Source organism: Actinomadura pelletieri DSM 43383, assembly GCF_003634705.1.
In the GTDB taxonomy this organism is placed as follows: Bacteria; Actinomycetota; Actinomycetes; order Streptosporangiales; family Streptosporangiaceae; genus Spirillospora; species Spirillospora pelletieri.
In genome coordinates, this window is sequence record NZ_RBWU01000001.1 from 1338197 (window position 1) to 1355601 (window position 17405).

At 70.0% G+C, this 17405-nt stretch carries 17 protein-coding genes; 11 read left to right on the forward strand and 6 right to left on the reverse strand.

Annotated features, from left to right (window positions below; translation table 11 throughout):
* The first annotated feature begins 101 nt into the window (after nucleotides 1-101).
* Nucleotides 102-569, forward strand: a complete 468-nt coding sequence (locus BZB76_RS06030; RefSeq protein WP_121433238.1) for a sterol carrier family protein — start codon at nucleotides 102-104, stop codon at nucleotides 567-569.
* A 14-nt stretch (nucleotides 570-583) separates the two neighbouring features.
* On the opposite strand, the gene BZB76_RS06035 is transcribed toward BZB76_RS06030, so the two are convergent.
* Nucleotides 584-952 carry a DUF4190 domain-containing protein gene (locus tag BZB76_RS06035; RefSeq protein WP_121433472.1) on the reverse strand — a complete coding sequence of 123 codons (369 nt, stop codon included), beginning with the start codon at nucleotides 950-952 and terminating at the stop codon, nucleotides 584-586.
* Nucleotides 953-1080: 128 nt separating this feature from the next.
* Here BZB76_RS06035 and purF point away from each other — a divergent pair, with 128 nt between their 5' ends.
* Complete coding sequence (gene purF / locus BZB76_RS06040; RefSeq protein WP_121433239.1) at nucleotides 1081-2535, forward strand: amidophosphoribosyltransferase; 1455 nt, start codon at nucleotides 1081-1083, stop codon at nucleotides 2533-2535.
* Nucleotides 2532-3557: a phosphoribosylformylglycinamidine cyclo-ligase gene (gene purM, locus BZB76_RS06045; RefSeq protein ID WP_121433240.1), complete on the forward strand. Its 1026-nt coding sequence runs from the start codon at nucleotides 2532-2534 to the stop codon at nucleotides 3555-3557. The genes purF and purM overlap by 4 nt, the downstream gene beginning before the upstream one ends.
* 402 nt (nucleotides 3558-3959) lie before the next feature.
* Here purM and BZB76_RS06050 read toward each other — a convergent pair whose 3' ends face one another.
* Entirely contained in the window at nucleotides 3960-4166 is a 207-nt protein-coding gene (locus tag BZB76_RS06050) for a DUF3073 domain-containing protein (RefSeq protein WP_117403247.1), read from the reverse strand.
* A gap of 275 nt (nucleotides 4167-4441) precedes the next feature.
* Entirely contained in the window at nucleotides 4442-5611 is a 1170-nt protein-coding gene (locus BZB76_RS06055; RefSeq protein WP_121433241.1) for a Leu/Phe/Val dehydrogenase, read from the reverse strand.
* An 86-nt stretch (nucleotides 5612-5697) separates the two neighbouring features.
* Here BZB76_RS06055 and BZB76_RS06060 point away from each other — a divergent pair, with 86 nt between their 5' ends.
* Nucleotides 5698-6627: a DUF8083 family protein gene (locus BZB76_RS06060; protein ID WP_121433473.1), complete on the forward strand. Its 930-nt coding sequence runs from the start codon at nucleotides 5698-5700 to the stop codon at nucleotides 6625-6627.
* A gap of 265 nt (nucleotides 6628-6892) precedes the next feature.
* Nucleotides 6893-7096, forward strand: a complete 204-nt coding sequence (gene bldC, locus BZB76_RS06065; RefSeq protein ID WP_012850682.1) for a developmental transcriptional regulator BldC — start codon at nucleotides 6893-6895, stop codon at nucleotides 7094-7096.
* 476 nt (nucleotides 7097-7572) lie between these two features.
* Here bldC and BZB76_RS06070 read toward each other — a convergent pair whose 3' ends face one another.
* Nucleotides 7573-8364, reverse strand: coding sequence for a TetR/AcrR family transcriptional regulator (locus BZB76_RS06070; RefSeq protein WP_246006767.1), 792 nt, complete (start codon nucleotides 8362-8364; stop codon nucleotides 7573-7575).
* A gap of 199 nt (nucleotides 8365-8563) precedes the next feature.
* On the opposite strand from BZB76_RS06070, the gene BZB76_RS06075 reads away from it, so the two are divergent.
* The 4 genes from BZB76_RS06075 (at nucleotide 8564) to BZB76_RS06090 (ending at nucleotide 12630) form a co-directional block, all read left to right on the forward strand.
* The gene (locus BZB76_RS06075) at nucleotides 8564-9637 is read left to right on the forward strand and encodes a LacI family DNA-binding transcriptional regulator (RefSeq protein ID WP_420534766.1); all 1074 of its coding nucleotides are present in this window, start codon (nucleotides 8564-8566) and stop codon (nucleotides 9635-9637) included.
* 382 nt (nucleotides 9638-10019) lie between these two features.
* Nucleotides 10020-10256, forward strand: coding sequence for a hypothetical protein (locus tag BZB76_RS06080; RefSeq protein WP_117403240.1), 237 nt, complete (start codon nucleotides 10020-10022; stop codon nucleotides 10254-10256).
* 86 nt (nucleotides 10257-10342) lie between these two features.
* Nucleotides 10343-11188 (forward strand): N-acetylmuramoyl-L-alanine amidase, encoded by an 846-nt coding sequence (locus tag BZB76_RS06085; protein ID WP_246006769.1) that lies wholly within the window; start codon nucleotides 10343-10345, stop codon nucleotides 11186-11188.
* Nucleotides 11185-12630 carry a DUF7059 domain-containing protein gene (locus BZB76_RS06090; RefSeq protein ID WP_246006770.1) on the forward strand — a complete coding sequence of 482 codons (1446 nt, stop codon included), beginning with the start codon at nucleotides 11185-11187 and terminating at the stop codon, nucleotides 12628-12630. The genes BZB76_RS06085 and BZB76_RS06090 overlap by 4 nt, the downstream gene beginning before the upstream one ends.
* Nucleotides 12631-12657: 27 nt before the next feature.
* Here BZB76_RS06090 and BZB76_RS06095 read toward each other — a convergent pair whose 3' ends face one another.
* Complete coding sequence (locus BZB76_RS06095) at nucleotides 12658-13728, reverse strand: quinone-dependent dihydroorotate dehydrogenase (protein WP_121433244.1); 1071 nt, start codon at nucleotides 13726-13728, stop codon at nucleotides 12658-12660.
* A 39-nt stretch (nucleotides 13729-13767) separates the two neighbouring features.
* Nucleotides 13768-14616, reverse strand: a complete 849-nt coding sequence (locus tag BZB76_RS06100) for a hypothetical protein (protein ID WP_121433245.1) — start codon at nucleotides 14614-14616, stop codon at nucleotides 13768-13770.
* A 207-nt stretch (nucleotides 14617-14823) separates the two neighbouring features.
* Here BZB76_RS06100 and BZB76_RS06105 point away from each other — a divergent pair, with 207 nt between their 5' ends.
* The gene (locus tag BZB76_RS06105; protein ID WP_121433246.1) at nucleotides 14824-15771 is read left to right on the forward strand and encodes a hypothetical protein; all 948 of its coding nucleotides are present in this window, start codon (nucleotides 14824-14826) and stop codon (nucleotides 15769-15771) included.
* Nucleotides 15772-16023: 252 nt separating this feature from the next.
* Complete coding sequence (locus BZB76_RS06110; RefSeq protein ID WP_121433247.1) at nucleotides 16024-17394, forward strand: extracellular solute-binding protein; 1371 nt, start codon at nucleotides 16024-16026, stop codon at nucleotides 17392-17394.
* Nucleotides 17395-17405 lie beyond the last annotated feature (11 nt).

Here is a 17405-nt window from a genome sequence, read left to right on the forward strand (position 1 = left end):
GCCCCCTGGCCCGGCACCGGGGTCCTTTCTACCGTCTGCGCGGTGACACGGTGGCAATCGTGGCACCGGCCCGCCTCGTCACCGCCACCGGGTAGCTTCGGATGGTGCCGCGAACACCGCTCACCCTCTCCGTCCTCAACGAACAGCGCGCCGCCCTCGGACTACCGCCGTACGGCGGCGCCGACGATCCCGCCGAGCTGCGTCGTGCGGCCCTGGACACCGTCCTGGCCGGGATGGAGGCGGGCGAGGCCGAACCGTCCCGGCCGATCGTCAAAGGAGCGGTGCGGTTCCTGCTCGACCGGCTCGCCGAGCTGGCGCCCGGCCGTTCGGTGGAGGTTCGCGTTCCTCCTTACGCCGCCGTCCAATGCATCGACGGGCCGCACCATACCCGTGGTACGCCACCGAATGTGGTGGAGATGGACGCCGCGACGTGGATCGGGCTGGCCACGGGCCGCTTGTCCTGGAACGAGACAGTCGAGGACGGCCGGGTCCGTGCCAGTGGCGCACGTGCCGACCTGTCCGAGCACCTTCCACTGCCGGTAGATCGAGCGGTCACCGAACCCGGCTGAGGGGCGGGGTCGGGCTACGTCCTGTCGGCCTGGGCGAAGGGGAACTCTCGTTCGACGCAGTGCCGACGCGACGTGTCGTCCGGGTACCGCGTCTCGTCCCCACACTGGGCCGCCTTGCTCAACAGAACGAAGAGCGCCGCCGCGCCGACGGCCAGGGCCAACGACGAGCAGATGACGCCCACGATCGCGGGACGCCGATCCCCGTCGCGCCGCACCAGGGACACCGCCCCGAGAACGACCCCGACCAGGGCCGGGATCATCCCCACCAGACACAGGACGAGCCCCACCAGCCCGGTGATTCCGAGCACCTGAGAAGACCTCGCCAGCGTGCTCCGCCGGGGCGGAGCGGGAGGCGAATACGTCTGGTACCCGGGCAGCGTCATGTGGTCCTCCACGTGTCGGTCACCAGAGTCCCCCGCGTCCCGTGATGCGCGTGGTTCCGCGGGGTAAAGGTCCGTTAAGGAGATACCGCCGATTCGAGCAGGTGAACCCGGCATCTAGACTGAAGCACGTGCCTCTCCGCGACGGACGTCTGAGCCACGACATCGATCCCACGGATCGCCCCCCGCAGGACGCTTGCGGGGTCTTCGGCGTGTGGGTCCCCCCGGACCAGGCGTCCCGGGCAGAAGTGAGCAAGCTCACGTACTACGGCCTGTACGCACTCCAGCACCGTGGGCAAGAGTCGGCCGGAATCGCCGTCAGCGACGGCTCCCGCATCGTCGTGTTCAAGGACATGGGCCTCGTCGCCCAGGTCTTCGACGAATCCGTGTTGAACACACTGCGCGGGCACATCGCCGTCGGTCACTGCCGCTACTCCACGACGGGCTCGTCCACGTGGGAGAACGCGCAGCCCACGTTCCGGTCGTCGGACGCGGGCGGGCTGGCGCTCGTCCACAACGGCAACCTGATCAACACCCCGGAGCTGGCGGAACGGCTGGAGCCCGGCGTGCTGACCGCGACGACCGACACCGAGGTCCTCACGGCCCTGCTCGCCACCCACGGCGACGGCGGCACCCTGGCCGCCGCACGGCAGATCCTGCCCGTCACCCGCGGCGCGTTCTCGCTGGCCTTCATGGACGAGGGAACGCTCTACGCGGCCCGCGACCCGGAGGGCATCCGGCCGCTCGTCCTCGGCGCCCTGGAGGACCACGGCTGGGTCGTGGCGTCCGAGACCGCCGGCCTCGACATCGTCGGCGCCCGTTTCGTCCGCGAGATCGAGCCGGGCGAACTGGTCGCGATCGACGGCGCCGGGGTGCGGTCGGAACGGTTCGCCGAGGCCCGACCGAAGGGCTGCCTGTTCGAGTACGTCTACCTGGCGCGGCCCGACACGACGATCGCCGGACGCAGCGTCCAGGCCACCCGCGTCGAGGTCGGACGCCGCCTGGCCCGCGAGCATCCCGTCGAGGCCGACATGGTCATCCCGACGCCGGAGTCCGGGACACCGGCCGCGATCGGCTACGCGGAGGCGTCCGGCATCCCCTACGGCCAGGGCCTGGTGAAGAACTCCTATGTCGGCCGGACGTTCATCCAGCCGTCCCAGACCATCCGCCAGCTCGGCATCCGCCTCAAACTGAACCCGCTCCGCGAGGCGATCGAGGGCAAACGCCTGATCGTGGTGGACGACTCCATCGTCCGCGGCAACACCCAGCGCGCGATCGTCGCGATGCTGCGGGACGCCGGAGCCGCCGAGGTCCATGTGCGGATCTCCAGCCCGCCCGTCTCCTGGCCCTGCTTCTACGGCATCGACTTCGCCACCCGAGCCGAGCTGATCGCCGGGAACCTGTCGGTGGAGGAGATCCGCGACTCCATCGGCGCCGACTCCCTCGGCTTCATCTCCCTGGACGAGCTGATCTCCGCGTCCCACATCGCCAAGGACAACCTGTGCCGGGCGTGTTTCGACGGCGTCTACCCCATCCCGGTGGAGCAGGACGCCCGCGGCAAGCACCTTCTGGAGGTCACCCGATGACGTCCTACGAGGACGCCGGGGTCGACATCGCGGCGGGCGAACGCGCCGTCGAACTGATGAAGTCGCGGGTCGCCCGTTCCAGGCGCCCCGAGGTCGTCGACGACGCCAGCGGATTCGCGGGCCTCTTCGACGCCTCAGCCCTCCGCAACTACAGGCGTCCCCTCCTGGCCACGTCCACCGACGGCGTCGGAACGAAGGTCGACCTGGCCCGCCGCCTCGGCGTCTACGACACGGTCGGACACGACCTGGTCGGCATGGTCATCGACGACCTCGCCGTCTGCGGCGCCGAACCGCTGTTCATGACGGACTACATCGCCTGCGGAAAGGTCGTCCCGGAACGGATCGCCGACATCGTCGGCGGCATCGCGGACGCCTGCGCCCTCGCCGGTTGCGCGCTCGTCGGCGGCGAGACCGCCGAGCACCCCGGCCTCCTGGACGCCGACGAGTTCGACCTGGCGGGCGCGGGCACCGGCGTGGTCGAGGCCGACGCCATCCTCGGCCCGGACCGTGTCCGCCCCGGCGACGCGGTCATCGCCATGGCGTCGTCGGGCATCCACTCCAACGGGTACTCGCTCGTCCGCCGCATCCTCGCCACCACCGACCTGACCCTCGACTCCCACCCGGCCGACCTGGACCGCCCCCTCGGTGAGACGCTCCTCACCCCGACCCGCATCTACGCCAGGGACTGTCTGGAACTGGCCGGTTCGGGAGAGGTACGGGCGTTCGCCCACATCACGGGCGGCGGCCTGGCCGCGAACCTCGCCCGCTCCCTGCCTCCGACCGTGGACGCGGTCCTGAACCGCTCGTCCTGGCAGGTACCGCCGTTGTTCCGCGTCCTGCAGGCGCACGGGGAAGTCCCACAGTCCGAGATGGACAAGACCTTCAACCTGGGCGTGGGAATGGCCGCCATCGTCGCCCCGGACGCGGCCGACGAGGCCCTCCGCCTCCTGACCTCCCGCGGCGTCCCCGCCTGGCACCTGGGCGACATCACCCCCGGCACCGGCCAGGCCACCCTCACCTGACCGACCCGGCCCCTGTGATCATCCCCACACCACCTGAACGGCCCTGAGCGCCCCCCTGAGCCTCTCTCATGCCATATAAGCCACAGGGATGCCCACGCCCACCCAACGCCGCCCCTCGTGCCGCTCAGCGCCCCACCGACCCGCCTTCACCGTCCGTCCCCACCCCCGCACCGAAGGTCAACCCTAGGGGCGACGGCACACAAGACCCCCACACGTCCTGAAACGCGCGGAGAGACGGGTGCTGCCGGCGTGGTGTGTCGGTCGCTGCCGATAGCGGCTCGGTCGGGGTGGGACGGGTGACCATGGCCGCGTGGCGATGACGGACGTCACCGTGCTGCGTGGGGTGGTCCAGGTATGACGAACGCCACTGCCCCCAGGGGGCAGTGGCGTGATGTCAGCCGATCAACCGGAGGTGCCGTCCTTGCGGTCGTCCGTACCGTAGTCGTCGGCGTAGTCGGCGTACTTCTCGGCGAGATCGTCGTAGGAGTCGTCCCCCGAGTCGTTGACTCCCAATTCGCTCTTCAGGCGGTCGAGGTCCGTGTTGCCGCTGTTGTACTTGAGCTGTCGGGCAACCTTCACCTGCTTGGCCTTGGCTCGGCCGCGACCCATTGGCTCGACCCCCTCGATGGTCAGGGCTTTCGTGGGCCCATCAACGCGCGCGTGTACCACACGAACCGGTGCCTGATGAGCCATGCGTCAGTCACGGGTACAACCGTACCCGTTTTGCGCCCGGCTCGGTACATCGACGGTACGTGGCGGCGCTTCTGTTGCTTATAACAACAGTGTATCCGGTGGTCACGTGTGCGCGCCAAGGCCGCCGTGGAGCGGGGCACGGCGGCCTCGGGACGGTGTCCGACCGTCGTTCGACGGTGTTTCGACGTTTTTCAGAGCCAGATGCCGCGCAGCCTTCCGACCTCGGACATCCGGCGTTCCGCGAGCCGGTCGGCGGCCACGGCCGGGGGGACGCCCTCGTCCGCGGCCAGCGCGAAGATCTTCAGGGTGGTGCCGTAGATGCCGGTGGCCCGGGACTTGGCGCGGTCGAAGTCGAAGCCGCCGATCTCGTCCGCGACCTGGATCACACCCCCGGAGTTGACCACGTAGTCGGGTGCGTACAGGACGCCGCGGTCGGCGAGGCTCTTCTCCACGCCGGTGTGGGCGAGCTGGTTGTTCGCGGCCCCGCACACCACCTTGGCGGTCAGCGCGGGCACGGTGTCGTCGTTGAGGGAGCCACCGAGCGCGCAGGGCGCGTAGACGTCCAGTTCGGTGTTGACCAGCGCTTCGGTGTCGGCGACGACCTCGACCTCGGGGTGCGCCGACCGGACCCGGTCGACGGCGGACCGGTTCACGTCACAGATCACGACGCTCGCGCCGTCCTCGACGAGGTGCTCAACCAGGCGGTGGCCGACCTTCCCGACGCCTTCGACGCCGACCCGCTTGCCGCGGAGCGTGGGCGACCCCCACGCGGTCTCGGCCGCGGCGCGCATGCCCTGGAACACGCCGAAAGCGGTCAGGATGGACGAGTCGCCGGCTCCGCCGTACGCGACCGTCCTACCGGTGACGTACTGGCTCTCCCGGGCGACGATGTCCATGTCCTCGCTGTACGTGCCGACGTCGCACGCCGTGTAGTACCGGCCGTTCAACGACTGGACGAACCGTCCGTACGCCCGCAGCTTCGCCTCGGTCTTGTCGGTGGACGGGTCGCCGATGATGACGGCCTTGCCGCCGCCGAGGTCCAGTCCGGCCAGGGCGTTCTTGTACGCCATGCCCTTGGACAGGTTCAGCACGTCGGCGAGCGCCTCGTCCTCGGTCCGGTACGGGTAGAAGCGGGTGCCTCCCAGGGACGGGCCGAGCGCGGTGGAGTAGATGGCGATGATGGCGCGCAGACCACTGGCCTCGTCCTGGCAGAAGACGACCTGTTCGTGGCTCCCGAAGCGGGATGTGCCGGAGGGTGTGGCGGGGTCGCCCTCCTGGGCGACCGCGGGGGGCGCGGACGGGTTGCCCCCCTGGGTGACATGGTCGGCGCCCTTGTGGGGCGCACCGAAGACATTAGGCACGGTAGTGCCCTCCTCTCTGTCTCTGTGATCAGCCTAGGCCGCGTGATGCCGCCGCGCCCGACCGAATCTCATGTCACGATGCGGTGGTGCTTCCGTACGCCGCCTACCTACGGGTTTATGAGCCGGTGACCGCCTTCCCCGAGCCCGCGAGGACGCTGTGGACGGTCTACGCCGACTCCAGGCGGCGCCCGCGACGGATCCACGCGCTCGGCGTCGAGCACCGGGACGCCGCGCTTCGGCTGACGGGTTCGCCGCCCGAGGTCGTGCCGGAGCGGGAGAGCAGGGACGCCTACGTGCGCCGCCTCGACGACATGGTCTACGTGTGCCCGTGGGAGACGCGGCTGCGTTCGTGGCTGGCGTTCGAACGCTTCCGGGACGAGCACGCCGCCGATGTCGCGGCCGCGTTCGTCCCGCCGCGGGTGGCGGAGCGGGTGGTCGGCGACTTCGAGCAGTGGAAGCGTTCGGGCAAACCCCTGCGGCCGCACATCCTGACGAGTACCTGGCACGTGCCGCTGGACTGGTTCGTTCCGTTCGCGCGTGAGGAGCGGTGCCTGATGCTGGGCACCCCCGGAACCGGGTACGGCGGGCCGGGGTCGTCCGAGGAACACGCCGAACCGCCGGTCCCCGGTCAGGGGTCGGCGACGGCCGCGCCCGCGCGTACCCTCATCTACGTCACCTCGATGGGCGAGGCGCGCAGGCGGGTGGCGGACGCGCTGCCGGTCGTGCGGAAGAACCTCGGCGACGGGAAGGGCGACGTCTACCTGCTGTCGGCGGGCCGGTTGGAGACGCTCGGCCGCTGGCTCGGCGGGTTCCATCCGGCCGCGCTCGTCGAGCTCGACTACGGCGGGCTCGTCCATCTGCTGGACGACCGGACGCTCAGTACCGACGACTCCGTGGCCGAGATGGCCGTGGCCCTCACCGGGATGGGGCGCGTTGAGGTCGAGCTGACCGTGGCGATGTACAAGCGGCTGCTGGCCCGCTGGAGGCCCGTCCGGGCCCTCGAAGCGGCGAACTAAAACAAATTTCCCGAATCAGCGCGCGATACGACTATACGTGTCGCTAGAATCACGCAGCGTGACCCACTGTCCATCGGATAGGCGCCGCTCACGGGGAGGTTTCCGCGCAACTACCGCCAGGAACTTGCTTGTAGCGCTGAGTGGTGGCAAGGTTACACGTTGTGATGTCATAGTGGCTCAACTCGGGCCATAGGGGACATCAGTGACCACGCGAGGATCAATCGCAGGATCGCTGTCATCGGTCCATGGAGGAGAGGCCGCAAACATGTCAGCACGTACGCCAGAGGCCGAGCCCCTGCTGACGCCGGCGGAGGTGGCGACGATGTTCCGCGTCGACCCCAAGACCGTCACGCGGTGGGCGAAGGCGGGGAAGCTCACGTCCATCCGGACGCTGGGGGGTCACCGCCGCTACCGCGAGGCGGAGGTGCGGGCGCTGCTCGCGGGCATCCCGCAGCAGCGTTCGGAGTAGCGCTCGCGGCACAGAGCGCGGCTCGCTGCGCGACCAGGTTCTCGTCTTGGTGCGAACCTGACTCCGCATGCGATCGCCATGGCCGATGGCGGCGCCGGTCAACGCCGGTGGCCGATGTCGGTGATGGCTTGGGGGGACGGCCGTTCGTCGCTGTGCTCAATTCGCGTCGTTCTCGGGCCGGGCGCCACCGGTGTCCGGCCCGAGAACGACGGGCGAAGGCCTCCGACGGTCGCGCGACGGCCGCCCGTGGTCACTCAGCGTGACGATCGGCGGTCATTTCGACGGTCATTCGACGGTCGGGCGGGTCGCCATCAGAGGTCGAAATGCCCGCTGACGTGCGCAGAATTTTGGACACAGGTGATTTTTTGTCCACATGAGGACAAGGTCAGCAAATGGGGTGCAGACCGTAAAGTCCGGATAAAACGTACCGGAGATTTGGTCCGGTAGGGCGGGAGTGCGGCTTCCACCGCGTGATGTCATCCCATCCCTTCCCGGGCCGGCCGGTCGAAAAGGTGGCCCGTGCCCGGGTTGTGACGTTCGGCCGTGTTGAAGATGACCATCAGGTGGTCGATCAGCAGTCCTTCCAGTTGAGGACGGGGCACATCACGGTGTTCCAGCCAATCCGGCCCGGCGGTCTCGATGGCGGCCGACCACGCCCGAAGCGTGATGCGCAGGATGGGCCGCGGTGTGGCGACGTCCGGCGACTGAAGAATCCGGTCCGGCAGCAGTTGTCGGATACCGGCGATGATCTCCCTGACCTTGCCCGAACGGTCGGTCGGACCATCGCGCGACAGCGTGGTGTAACCGGCCGCATGGCCCTCCACGAAGTCGAAGTGGCGGCTCAGGGAGATGCGCGGACGATCGAGCGGTCCGCCGCCGGTCGGCGGTTCCAGCAGTACCGACAGCCGTTTCGCCGCGCCGCCGAGCGTCGCCGGGTAAAGCTCGTGGCCACCGCCGAAATGGTGGTGGACCAGCGCGCGCGACGCACCCTTCGAGGCCGCGACGTCGCCGGTCGAGACGTCCTCCGGAGATCGGGTGTCGAACGGTCGCGGTGCCGCCGCGATCGGCTCGTTCCGGCGCTGGTCGAGGCCGAGCCCGGGAAGGCTTCGTCCGCCGTTCCGCCCGGCCCGTGGCCGGTCGCCGACCGCGCGTTCTTCCCCGGGGGTGGGGCGGCCGAGCGTCGGCGCCGTATTACGGCGACAAAAGGGGATAGAGCCGCCTTTTCGTCGTCCGCTGAACGCCCTCCGGCGGGCTGTGATCCAGAACACCACAGGCCCGAACCACCATTGTCGGATGCCCGTTACTCACTGTTGCGGCGGTTTGGGGGGAAGGCGCGGCATCATGGCATCTCCTCCCCGAGTGGAGGACGGCGCGTTCCAACCCCACCGCGCGCCGGTCGCGGCAGGTCCTGCAGGTCCCCCTGGACGGAGTGCCATGTCAGCTGATCAAGCGAACCCCCTGCACAACATGCGGGAAGAGGGTGTTGTGCCACAACCGCGCAGCGAGCCCTCTCCCGCCAGACGCGACGAGGGGAGGGCCGTCCCCGCGCCGAAACCGACGATCCGGAACGTCGCGGAGCGCGCCGGTGTTTCCAAATCACTGGTCTCCCTCGTGATGCGAGGTTCACCCCATGTGAGCGAACGGAGGAGACAGGCGGTACTCCAGGCCGCACGCGAACTCGGCTACCGCCCGAACGCCGTGGCGAGGAGCCTGGTCGAGGGACGGACCCGCCTGATCGGCGCGATCGTCGCCGACCTGCACAACCCCTTCTTCGCCGAGTTCCTCGACGGCCTTCAGGAGAGCCTGCACGGCGCCGGCCTGCGCATGCTCGTCGGCAGCGGTCGCTGGGACCCGCTGTTCGAGGCGGAGGCGGTCGAGGCGTTCCTGGAGATGCGCGTGGACGGGCTCGTCCTGCTCAGCGTCGTCCCCGAGTCCCTCAAGGAGGCCGCGGCCAGCGTCCCGGTCGTGGTCGTCGGCGAACGCGACGTCGTCGGAGTCGACATCGTCGTGGACGACGACGAACTCGGCGCCAGCCTCGCCGTCGACCATCTCGTCGAGCTCGGGCACCGGCGGATCGCGCACATCGAGGGGGCACGTTCCACCACGGCGCGTTACCGCCGCGCCGGATACGAGAAGGCGATGCACCGGCACGGACTCGCCGACGAGATCGTCGTCGAGGCCGGTGACTTCACCGAGGACGGTGGCTACCGGGCCGCCCGCGCGCTGCTGCGCCGTGACCCTCGTCCCACCGCCATCTTCGCTCCCAACGACCTGGTCGCGACCGGCGCGCTGTCGGCGGCCGACGAACTCGGGATGCGGGTGCCGGCGCAACTGTCGATCGTCGGGTACGACAACACCCATCTCGCGGCGATCCGGCACATCTCGTTGACCAGTGTGGACCAGCCCCGCCGGGACATGGGCCGCGTTGCCGCCGAGATGCTGACCGCGCGCATCGGCGACCCCGCCCGCACGGCCCGCCAGAACCTCGTCGTCCCGCACCTGGTGGTCAGATCGACGACGGGCCCAGCTCCGGTCCTGTGAGCCCCGGTCACAGGAACGTCCCCCCCGCCTCGGCTCCCTCCCGCAGGTCCGACCCACCCCGACGTTCGGTGCGGCCCTGCCTGGCCATGCCTCCGGACACATGTCCGGGCACGCGCATGGCCAGGCGCCCGGTCGGCTGACCCGCTTTGGTCCACCGCTTCCACCCCGCGTGCCGGCCGGATGACGGCCTGTTGTCCCTCGAAGCGGTGTGCACCGGGTAAGAGCCCGGCCAAGACTGCCGTATTCGCCGGTCCGTGACCCGCCGTCGGCGGGTTAATGGACTCCATGGTCCGGCGGGTGCCCCGGGTGGCCTCGGGAAGGCCGCCCGGACGGGAGGCCCGCCGGGGCGGACACGAGAAAGTCCACCTGGGGGGTTCAGCTCGTGCGTGATCCGGAACTGGTGTCGTGCGCGCAGCGTGCGGCGAGCGAATTGGAACGCGCGTGGTCGGAGTGGCGGCACGCGCGGGGCATGGCGGAGCAGGTCGCGGAGTCGGTCGCCAGTTACGTCGCCCATTCGATCGATCATCCGTGGGGCCGTCCCCGTGTGGTCCTTGGCCTGGACGCCGACGAGGCACGCGCCCTCGCCGCGCTGCTGGGCAAGGACGACCCGCTCAGCTGACGGGTTTCGCGGACTGCGTTTGACGAACCTTCGGCGGCGTGCAGACTGTCAGGGTCGATAACGAAGACATCACGGAGGTGCGGTCGGTGCGAACTCAGCGAGGCGGTACCGCATCCGCCCGGCACGTGGTCGCCGGTCTGGCGCTGTGCCTCGGCGCGCTGACCGCGTGCAACGCCTCCGCCGAGCCGTCCGCGGACGAGCCGGCGGACCCGCCGACGACCGACACGCGGGAGGGGCCGATCACCGGGGAGAAGCCCGCGTCCGGTGACGGCATGTTCGCGCTGGACGGCAAGGTGATCGTCATCGATCCCGGGCACAACGGCGGCAACGCCGAACACCCGTCCGAGATCAACAAACAGGTCAAGATCGGCAACGGCAGCAAGGCGTGCGACACGACCGGCACCAGCACCGCTGACGGCTACAACGAGCACGCCTTCACCTGGGACGTCTCCAACCGGCTGGCGAAGATCCTGCGTGCCCGCGGCGCCAAGGTCACGCTGACGCGCAAGAACGACAAGGGCGTCGGCCCGTGCATCGACGAGCGCGCGGACGTCGGCAACCGGCTCAAGGCCGACGCCGCGGTGTCGATCCATGCCGACGGCGCGGCCGCGTCCGGCCACGGCTTCCACATCATCCAGCCGGTCGCCGTCGGCAAGAACGCCGGGATGGTGCCGCGGGCCGCCAGACTCGGCAGGGCGCTGCGGGACGCCTACCGCGACGGCACCGGCATCGCCTACTCCACCTACCTCGGCGAGGACGGCATCGACAAGCGCAAGGACCTCGGCGGCCTCAACCTGTCGACGGTCCCCAAGGTCTTCATCGAATGCGGCAACATGCGCAACAAGGGCGACGCGGCGAAGCTGTCCAGCGCGTCGTTCCGCCAGCGCATCGCCGAGTCGCTGGCCAAGGGCTTCGCGAGCTACCTCACGTGACCGCGGCCGATCTTCCTCGCGTCCGCGACCTTCTGCTCGACGCCGGATACACGGTCGCCGGTGTGCGGGAGTTGCTCGGTCCCGTGGCGGGCGGCGCGCTGGCGCGGGACGAGATCGTCCCGGCACTGCGGGCGACACGTGGCGGCTCGCCGCTGGAGACCCTGACAAGGCTGTTCTGGTTGCAGGTTCCGGTGGACGCCTCGGCGATCCCGATGGCCGACCTCGTCGCCGTGGGCCTCGCCGAGACGTCCGGCGGCGAGGCGCGGGCCCGGTTGCGGATCGAGCCACTGGAGGCGGTCGACGGAGACGGACATGCCGGATATGTCGTCTCCGATCTGAAGGTTCGCCCCGGCTCTGGAACCGTCCCGGCGGCCGACCATGTCGTGGGCGCGGGCGGCGCGTCGGGAAATCTGGCCCGCCTGGTTATCCACAGGCCTGTGGATAACGCGCTCGACATTGGAACGGGCTGCGGAGTCCAGGCGGTGCACCTCGCGAGCCGCGATCCCGGCGCGCGCATCACCGCCACGGACGTCAACCCGCGCGCGCTCACCCTCGCCGCGATGAGCTTCGCCCTCTCCGGCATGGACGATGTAGAACCGATCGAGGGCCCGCTACTGGAGCCCGTCCGAGGGCGCCGATTCGACCTGATCGTGTCCAACCCGCCGTTCGTGGTCGCGCCGCCGGACGGTCGACGCTTCACCTATCGGGAGTCCGGCCTCCCGGGCGACGACTTCTGCCGCCGCCTCGTCGCCGAGGCGCCGGACCATCTCAACGAAGGCGGATACTGCCAGCTCCTGGCGAATTGGCTGCATATCGACGGTGTCCCCTGGGAGGAACGAGTCGGCTCCTGGGTGGACGGATGCGACGCGTGGATCGTCCAGCGCGATGTCCAAGACCCGGCGGAGTACGCCGAGCTGTGGCTCCGGGACTCCTGCGAGGCGGGCACCCCCGAGTACCACGCCCGCTACGACGCGTGGCTGGACCACTTCGACCGCCACCACGTCACCGGAATCGGCTTCGGATGGATCACCCTTAGACGCGCCGACCGTCCCACCGTCCGCGTCGAGGAACTCCGGCACGCCGTCGAGGACCCCGTGGGCGCCTACGTCCAAGACATCTTGGACGGCTTCGTCCGCGCCGAAGAGTTTTCCACAACCTGTGGACAAAAATTGGGGGTCGCCCCCGGACTCGTTCAGGAACAGATCGGCCCGCCCGGCGCGGAGGACCCCGAACGCATCATCCTCCGCCAAACCGCCCGCCTACGCCGCGCCGCCGGAGTAGGCACGGTCGAAGCCGCCCTGGCCGGCGTCTGCGACGGCGACCTCCCCCTCGACCCCCTCCTCGACGCCATCGCCCAACTCACCGGAACGGACCCCGCCGAGGTCCGCACCCACGCCGAAACCGTCCTCCCCGAACTGATAGCCGACGGCTTCTTCACCTGAGCCGCCCACCCACCCGCAGCGGCGGGGTTAGGGGCGGGCGTCGTTGAGGGTGGGGAAGGTGCTTTCGCGGAGGCGGCGGGAGAGGGCGCGGTTGATGTGGTGGGCCCAGAGGGGGCCGCCGTAGATCATGCCGGTGTACGCCTGGACGAGGGTGGCGCCCGCGCGGACGCGTTCCCACACGTCGTCGGCGGACTCGACACCGCCGACGGAGATCAGCGCCAGGCGGCCGTCCGTGCGGGAGCGGAGGCGGCGCAGAACGTCCAGGGAGCGCTCCTTCAGCGGGGCGCCGGACAGGCCGCCGGTCTCCTTCACCAGGGCGGGCGGGGACTGCAGGGCGTCCCGGGCGATGGTGGTGTTGGTCGCGATGATGCCGTCCAGGCCGAGTTCGACGGCGAGGTCGGCGACCGCGTCGATGTCGTCGTCCGCCAGATCCGGTGCGATCTTGACGAGCAGCGGGACACGGCGCTCGGACGACCGGTCCGCGGCCTCGCGGACCGCCGTCAGCAGCGGGCGCAGGTGCTCCACGGCCTGGAGGTTCCGCAGGCCCGGTGTGTTGGGCGAGCTGACGTTCACGACCAGGTAGTCGGCGTGCGGGGCGAGACGCTCGGTGCTGGTCACGTAGTCGGCGGCGGCCTCGCTCTCCGGGACGACCTTCGTCTTGCCGATGTTGGCGCCGACGATCGTCCGGCGGGCCCGGCCGCGCAGGCGGCGCGCGGCGGCCTCCGAACCCTGGTTGTTGAACCCCATCCGGTTGACGACCGCTCGGTCAGCCGCGAGGCGGAAGAGGCGGGGGCGCGGATTGCCGGGCTGTGGGTGTCCCGTCACCGTGCCGATCTCGACATGACCGAACCCGAACGCGCCGAGCGCCTCGTACGCGACGGCGTCCTTGTCGAACCCGGCCGCGAGCCCGAGAGGTGAGGGGAACTCCAGCCCGAACGCGTGCACGGCCAGCGCCGGGTCGCGGGGAGCGAGCAGCCGCCGCAACAGCGGCACGACGCCGGGCACGGCCTGAAGTGCCCGGAGTCCCCGCAATGTCAGGTGGTGGACGGTCTCCGCCGGAACCCGGGCGATGACCAGTGAGAAGAGGAGTCGGTACATCGTCCCCGAGTATCCCAGGCGCCCGCGGCGGCGGAACGCTCAGTGTCCGCGGAAGACGCGGCGAAGTTGCAGTCGGACGTCGCGGCCCGCGTCCCGCAGCGTCCGGCGGACGGCCCGGACGGGGTCACCCACGCAGACCCGCCAAGTCTCACGGACACCGTGCCAGACAGGACGCAGCACGTTCGTCCTGATCCAGCGCACAGGCACCACGACCAGTACCCGCACCGGAACGACGACCAGCACGTTCCAGAGCCACCGCAGCACACGAGCCGCGAACCGCCAAGTTCCCACGACCGCCGCGACGATCGGCCCCAGGACGTATCGCCACAGCATCTGGAGTGGCAGCACGATCAGGTGGCGCGCCAGCCAGGCGAGACACCGGCCGATCAGCCGCCATGACCACACCATGGCCGCCCCGAACGCGCGGAGGACGACGACCACGCCCCGGCCTAGCCAGGCGAGCGCCAGCAGCGGCGGGCGCAGAACGTACCGCCACAGGAACTTGCAGGGCAGCACCACGAGGACGTTCAGCAGCCAGGCCAGCCCCCGCGCCAGCAACCGCAGCGGCACCAGCAGCATCCGGCCGAGCCACCGCAGCGGCGGGCCGAACACGGCCGCGAGCGCGCGTCCGATGGCCGCGAGCAGTCGGCCGAAGGGAGCGAGAACGAACCGGTAGAGCAGGCGACCGATCCACACCGGCACCCGCATCAGACCGTTCCAGACCGCCAGAACACCACGGCCGAGCACCAGGACCAGCTCGTAGACGAGCCGCAGCGGCACCACCACGACCAACGCGACCACGCGCGCCGGCATCACGATCCACGCCGGTCCCGGACGCGCCGGTGGGGCCTGCTTGCCCAGGTTGATCGGAGAGTCGTCCGAGCTCACTTCCACCGCCTCGTGAACCGCCGAATGCCATTGAACAGTGCATTTGACTCGGCGCGGGGGTGACCGGTTCCGAGGGGTTGAACCCGTTCCGTGAGGTTCACCGTACTGCTCCACGATCCGGGAGAGCGGTGCGGGCAGCTCCAACCCCGATCGGCGGAAGGGACCAGGAACCGGAGCCGGGCCCAGACGACACGGAGGACACAGACGATGAAGATCCCACGTTGGGCGATTCCCGCCGCGGCCGCCCTGACCGCGTCCGGGCTGCTGCTCACCGCCTGCGGACAGGAGAACCCTCGCAGCCGGCAGAACGCCGCGGGCACCCAGCCGCAGGCCGAGCCCTCGGCGGAACCGTCCCCGTCACCGGTGCCCGAACCCACCACGCTCGAGGTCGCCAACGTCACCAGGCTCGGCAAGGTCGTCACGGACGGCGACGGCAGGACGCTGTACCGCTTCGACGACGACACGGCCCGTCCTCCCGCGTCGACCTGCGCCGACGCGTGCGCGAAGACGTGGCCGCCGGTGTCGGCGAGCGACGCGGCGACACGGGTGGACGGCGTCGACCAGTCCCTGGTCGGCAAGGTCAAACGTCCCGACGGCAAGTGGCAGGTCACCCTCGCCGGCTGGCCGCTGTACCGGTACGCCAAAGACGACGGCCCCGGCGACGTGAAGGGCCAGGGCGTGGGCGGCACCTGGTTCGCCGCGTCCCCGACCGGCAAGAAGGCCCTCGCGAAACCCACGCCCGCGCAGACCGGTGACCGCTGGAAGGGTTGGACGGTCGTCAAGACGAGGAACGACCCGAAGCTCGGCATCATCCTGACGGACGGCAAGGGCCGGACCATGTACCGCTTCGACAAGGACACCCCCAAGCCACCGACGACGAACTGCTTCGGCGCGTGCAAGAAGGCATGGCCGCCCGTCACCTTCACCACCTGGAAGAAGCTCAAGCTCGAAGGCGTCGACCGCAAGCTCGTCAGCTTCATCGAGCGCAAGGACGACGGCACGTGCCAGCTCACCGTCAACGGCTGGCCGATGTACTACTACGAGCAGGACGAACAACCCGGTGACGTCAAGGGCCAGGGCGTCGGCGGCGTCTGGTGGGCCACCACCCCCACGGGCACGAGAGCCGCGACCACGGGAACCGGCGGCGGCTACTAGCCACCACCACAGACGAAGGCGCGGAGGCGTCGCGGGTCGGTCGGGGTCCGCACCCTCCGCGCCTTCCTTCGCTGTGTCCCCTCAGAGCAGGTCGCGCACGGGGGTTCACCGCGGAATCACAAACCAAATCCGCTTCGGATCACTCCTTGGATCTCGACAGTTACCGGATCCGGTGATCGAATAGAGGTCGAAACCGCCACGGATGCGGCCCGCCGGAGTGTCGCGTCCGGGTGGGTGGCTTCGGGAGGTCCGATGGTCGAGCGAATCGAGCAGGCCGGACGAGCGGAACCGGACGTGCGGTCCCGACGGGGGAGGGCGACCGGACGGCACGGGCCCGGGGGACGGCTGTTGCGAGCCGGGGTCGCGCTGACGCTGGTGGCCGGGGGATTGGCGGCCTGCGGGGGCGGCGGGGGGACTCCCACCCTCAACTGGTACATCAACCCGGACAACGGCGGGCAGGCGGCGATCGCCGCGTCCTGTACGAAGGCCGCGGGCGGCCAGTACCGGATCAAGACGGCGTTGCTGCCCAGCGACGCGACCCAGCAGCGGGAGCAACTGATCAGGCGGTTGGCGGCCGAGGACAAGGGCGTCGACCTGATGAGCCTGGACCCCGTGTTCGTCGCCGAGGCCGCCAACGCCGGGTTCCTGCGGCCGTTCACCGCGAGCGAGGCCGCGCCGTTGACGCAGGGGGTGTTCGACAGCGCGGTGCGGAGTTCGACGTGGGAGGGCAGGCTCTACGCGGCGCCGTTCTGGGCGAACACGCAGTTGCTCTGGTACCGGAAGTCGGTCGCGCAGAAGGCGGGCATCGACCCGACCGCCCCCGACTTCACCTGGGACAAGCTGATCGACGCGGCCGTCCGGACCAACACCACGATCGGTGTGCAGGGCAACCGGTACGAGGGCTACATGGTGTGGATCAACGCGCTGATCGCGTCCGCCGGGGGACGGATCATCAGCGACGCGGAGAAGGGCGACGAGGCGAGGATCGAGATCGACTCTCCGGCGGGACGGCAGGCGGCGGCGATCATCCAGAAGCTGGCCAGGTCGCGGGCGGCGAGCCCGACGTTGTCCACCGACATCGAGGAGCCGTCCCGGGCGACGATCAACGGTCCGCGCGGCGGGTTCCTGCTCAACTGGGGATATGTCTGGCGGGCCGAGCAGGGTGACGCGGAGGCCGGTGCCATCAATAAGAACATTCCCGCCGACCTGGGGTGGGCGCGCTATCCGCGGGTGAATCCGGGGCAGGAGAGCAGGCCGCCGTTCGGTGGCATCGAGATCGGCGTCAGCGCGTACGGCAAGCACCGCGACGATCTGGCGATCGAGGCGGTCCGCTGCATCACCTCGCCCGCGAACATGAAGCGGTACATGCTCGACGAGGGCAATGTCGCCGCCCGTCCCGCGATCTTCAGCGATCCGGACATCCTCAAGGAGTTCCCGATGGCCCCGCTGATGCGGGACTCCATCGCCGCCGCGGCGCCCCGTCCGGCCACGCCCTACTACGCGGACGTGTCCGGGGCCATCCAGAGCCGCTGGCACCCGCCCGCGTCGGTGAACCCGAACACGACGCCGCGCGAGTCCGCCGAGTTCATCCGCGCGGTCCTGCGCGGCCAGGCCCTGCTCTAACGGAGGTGTTC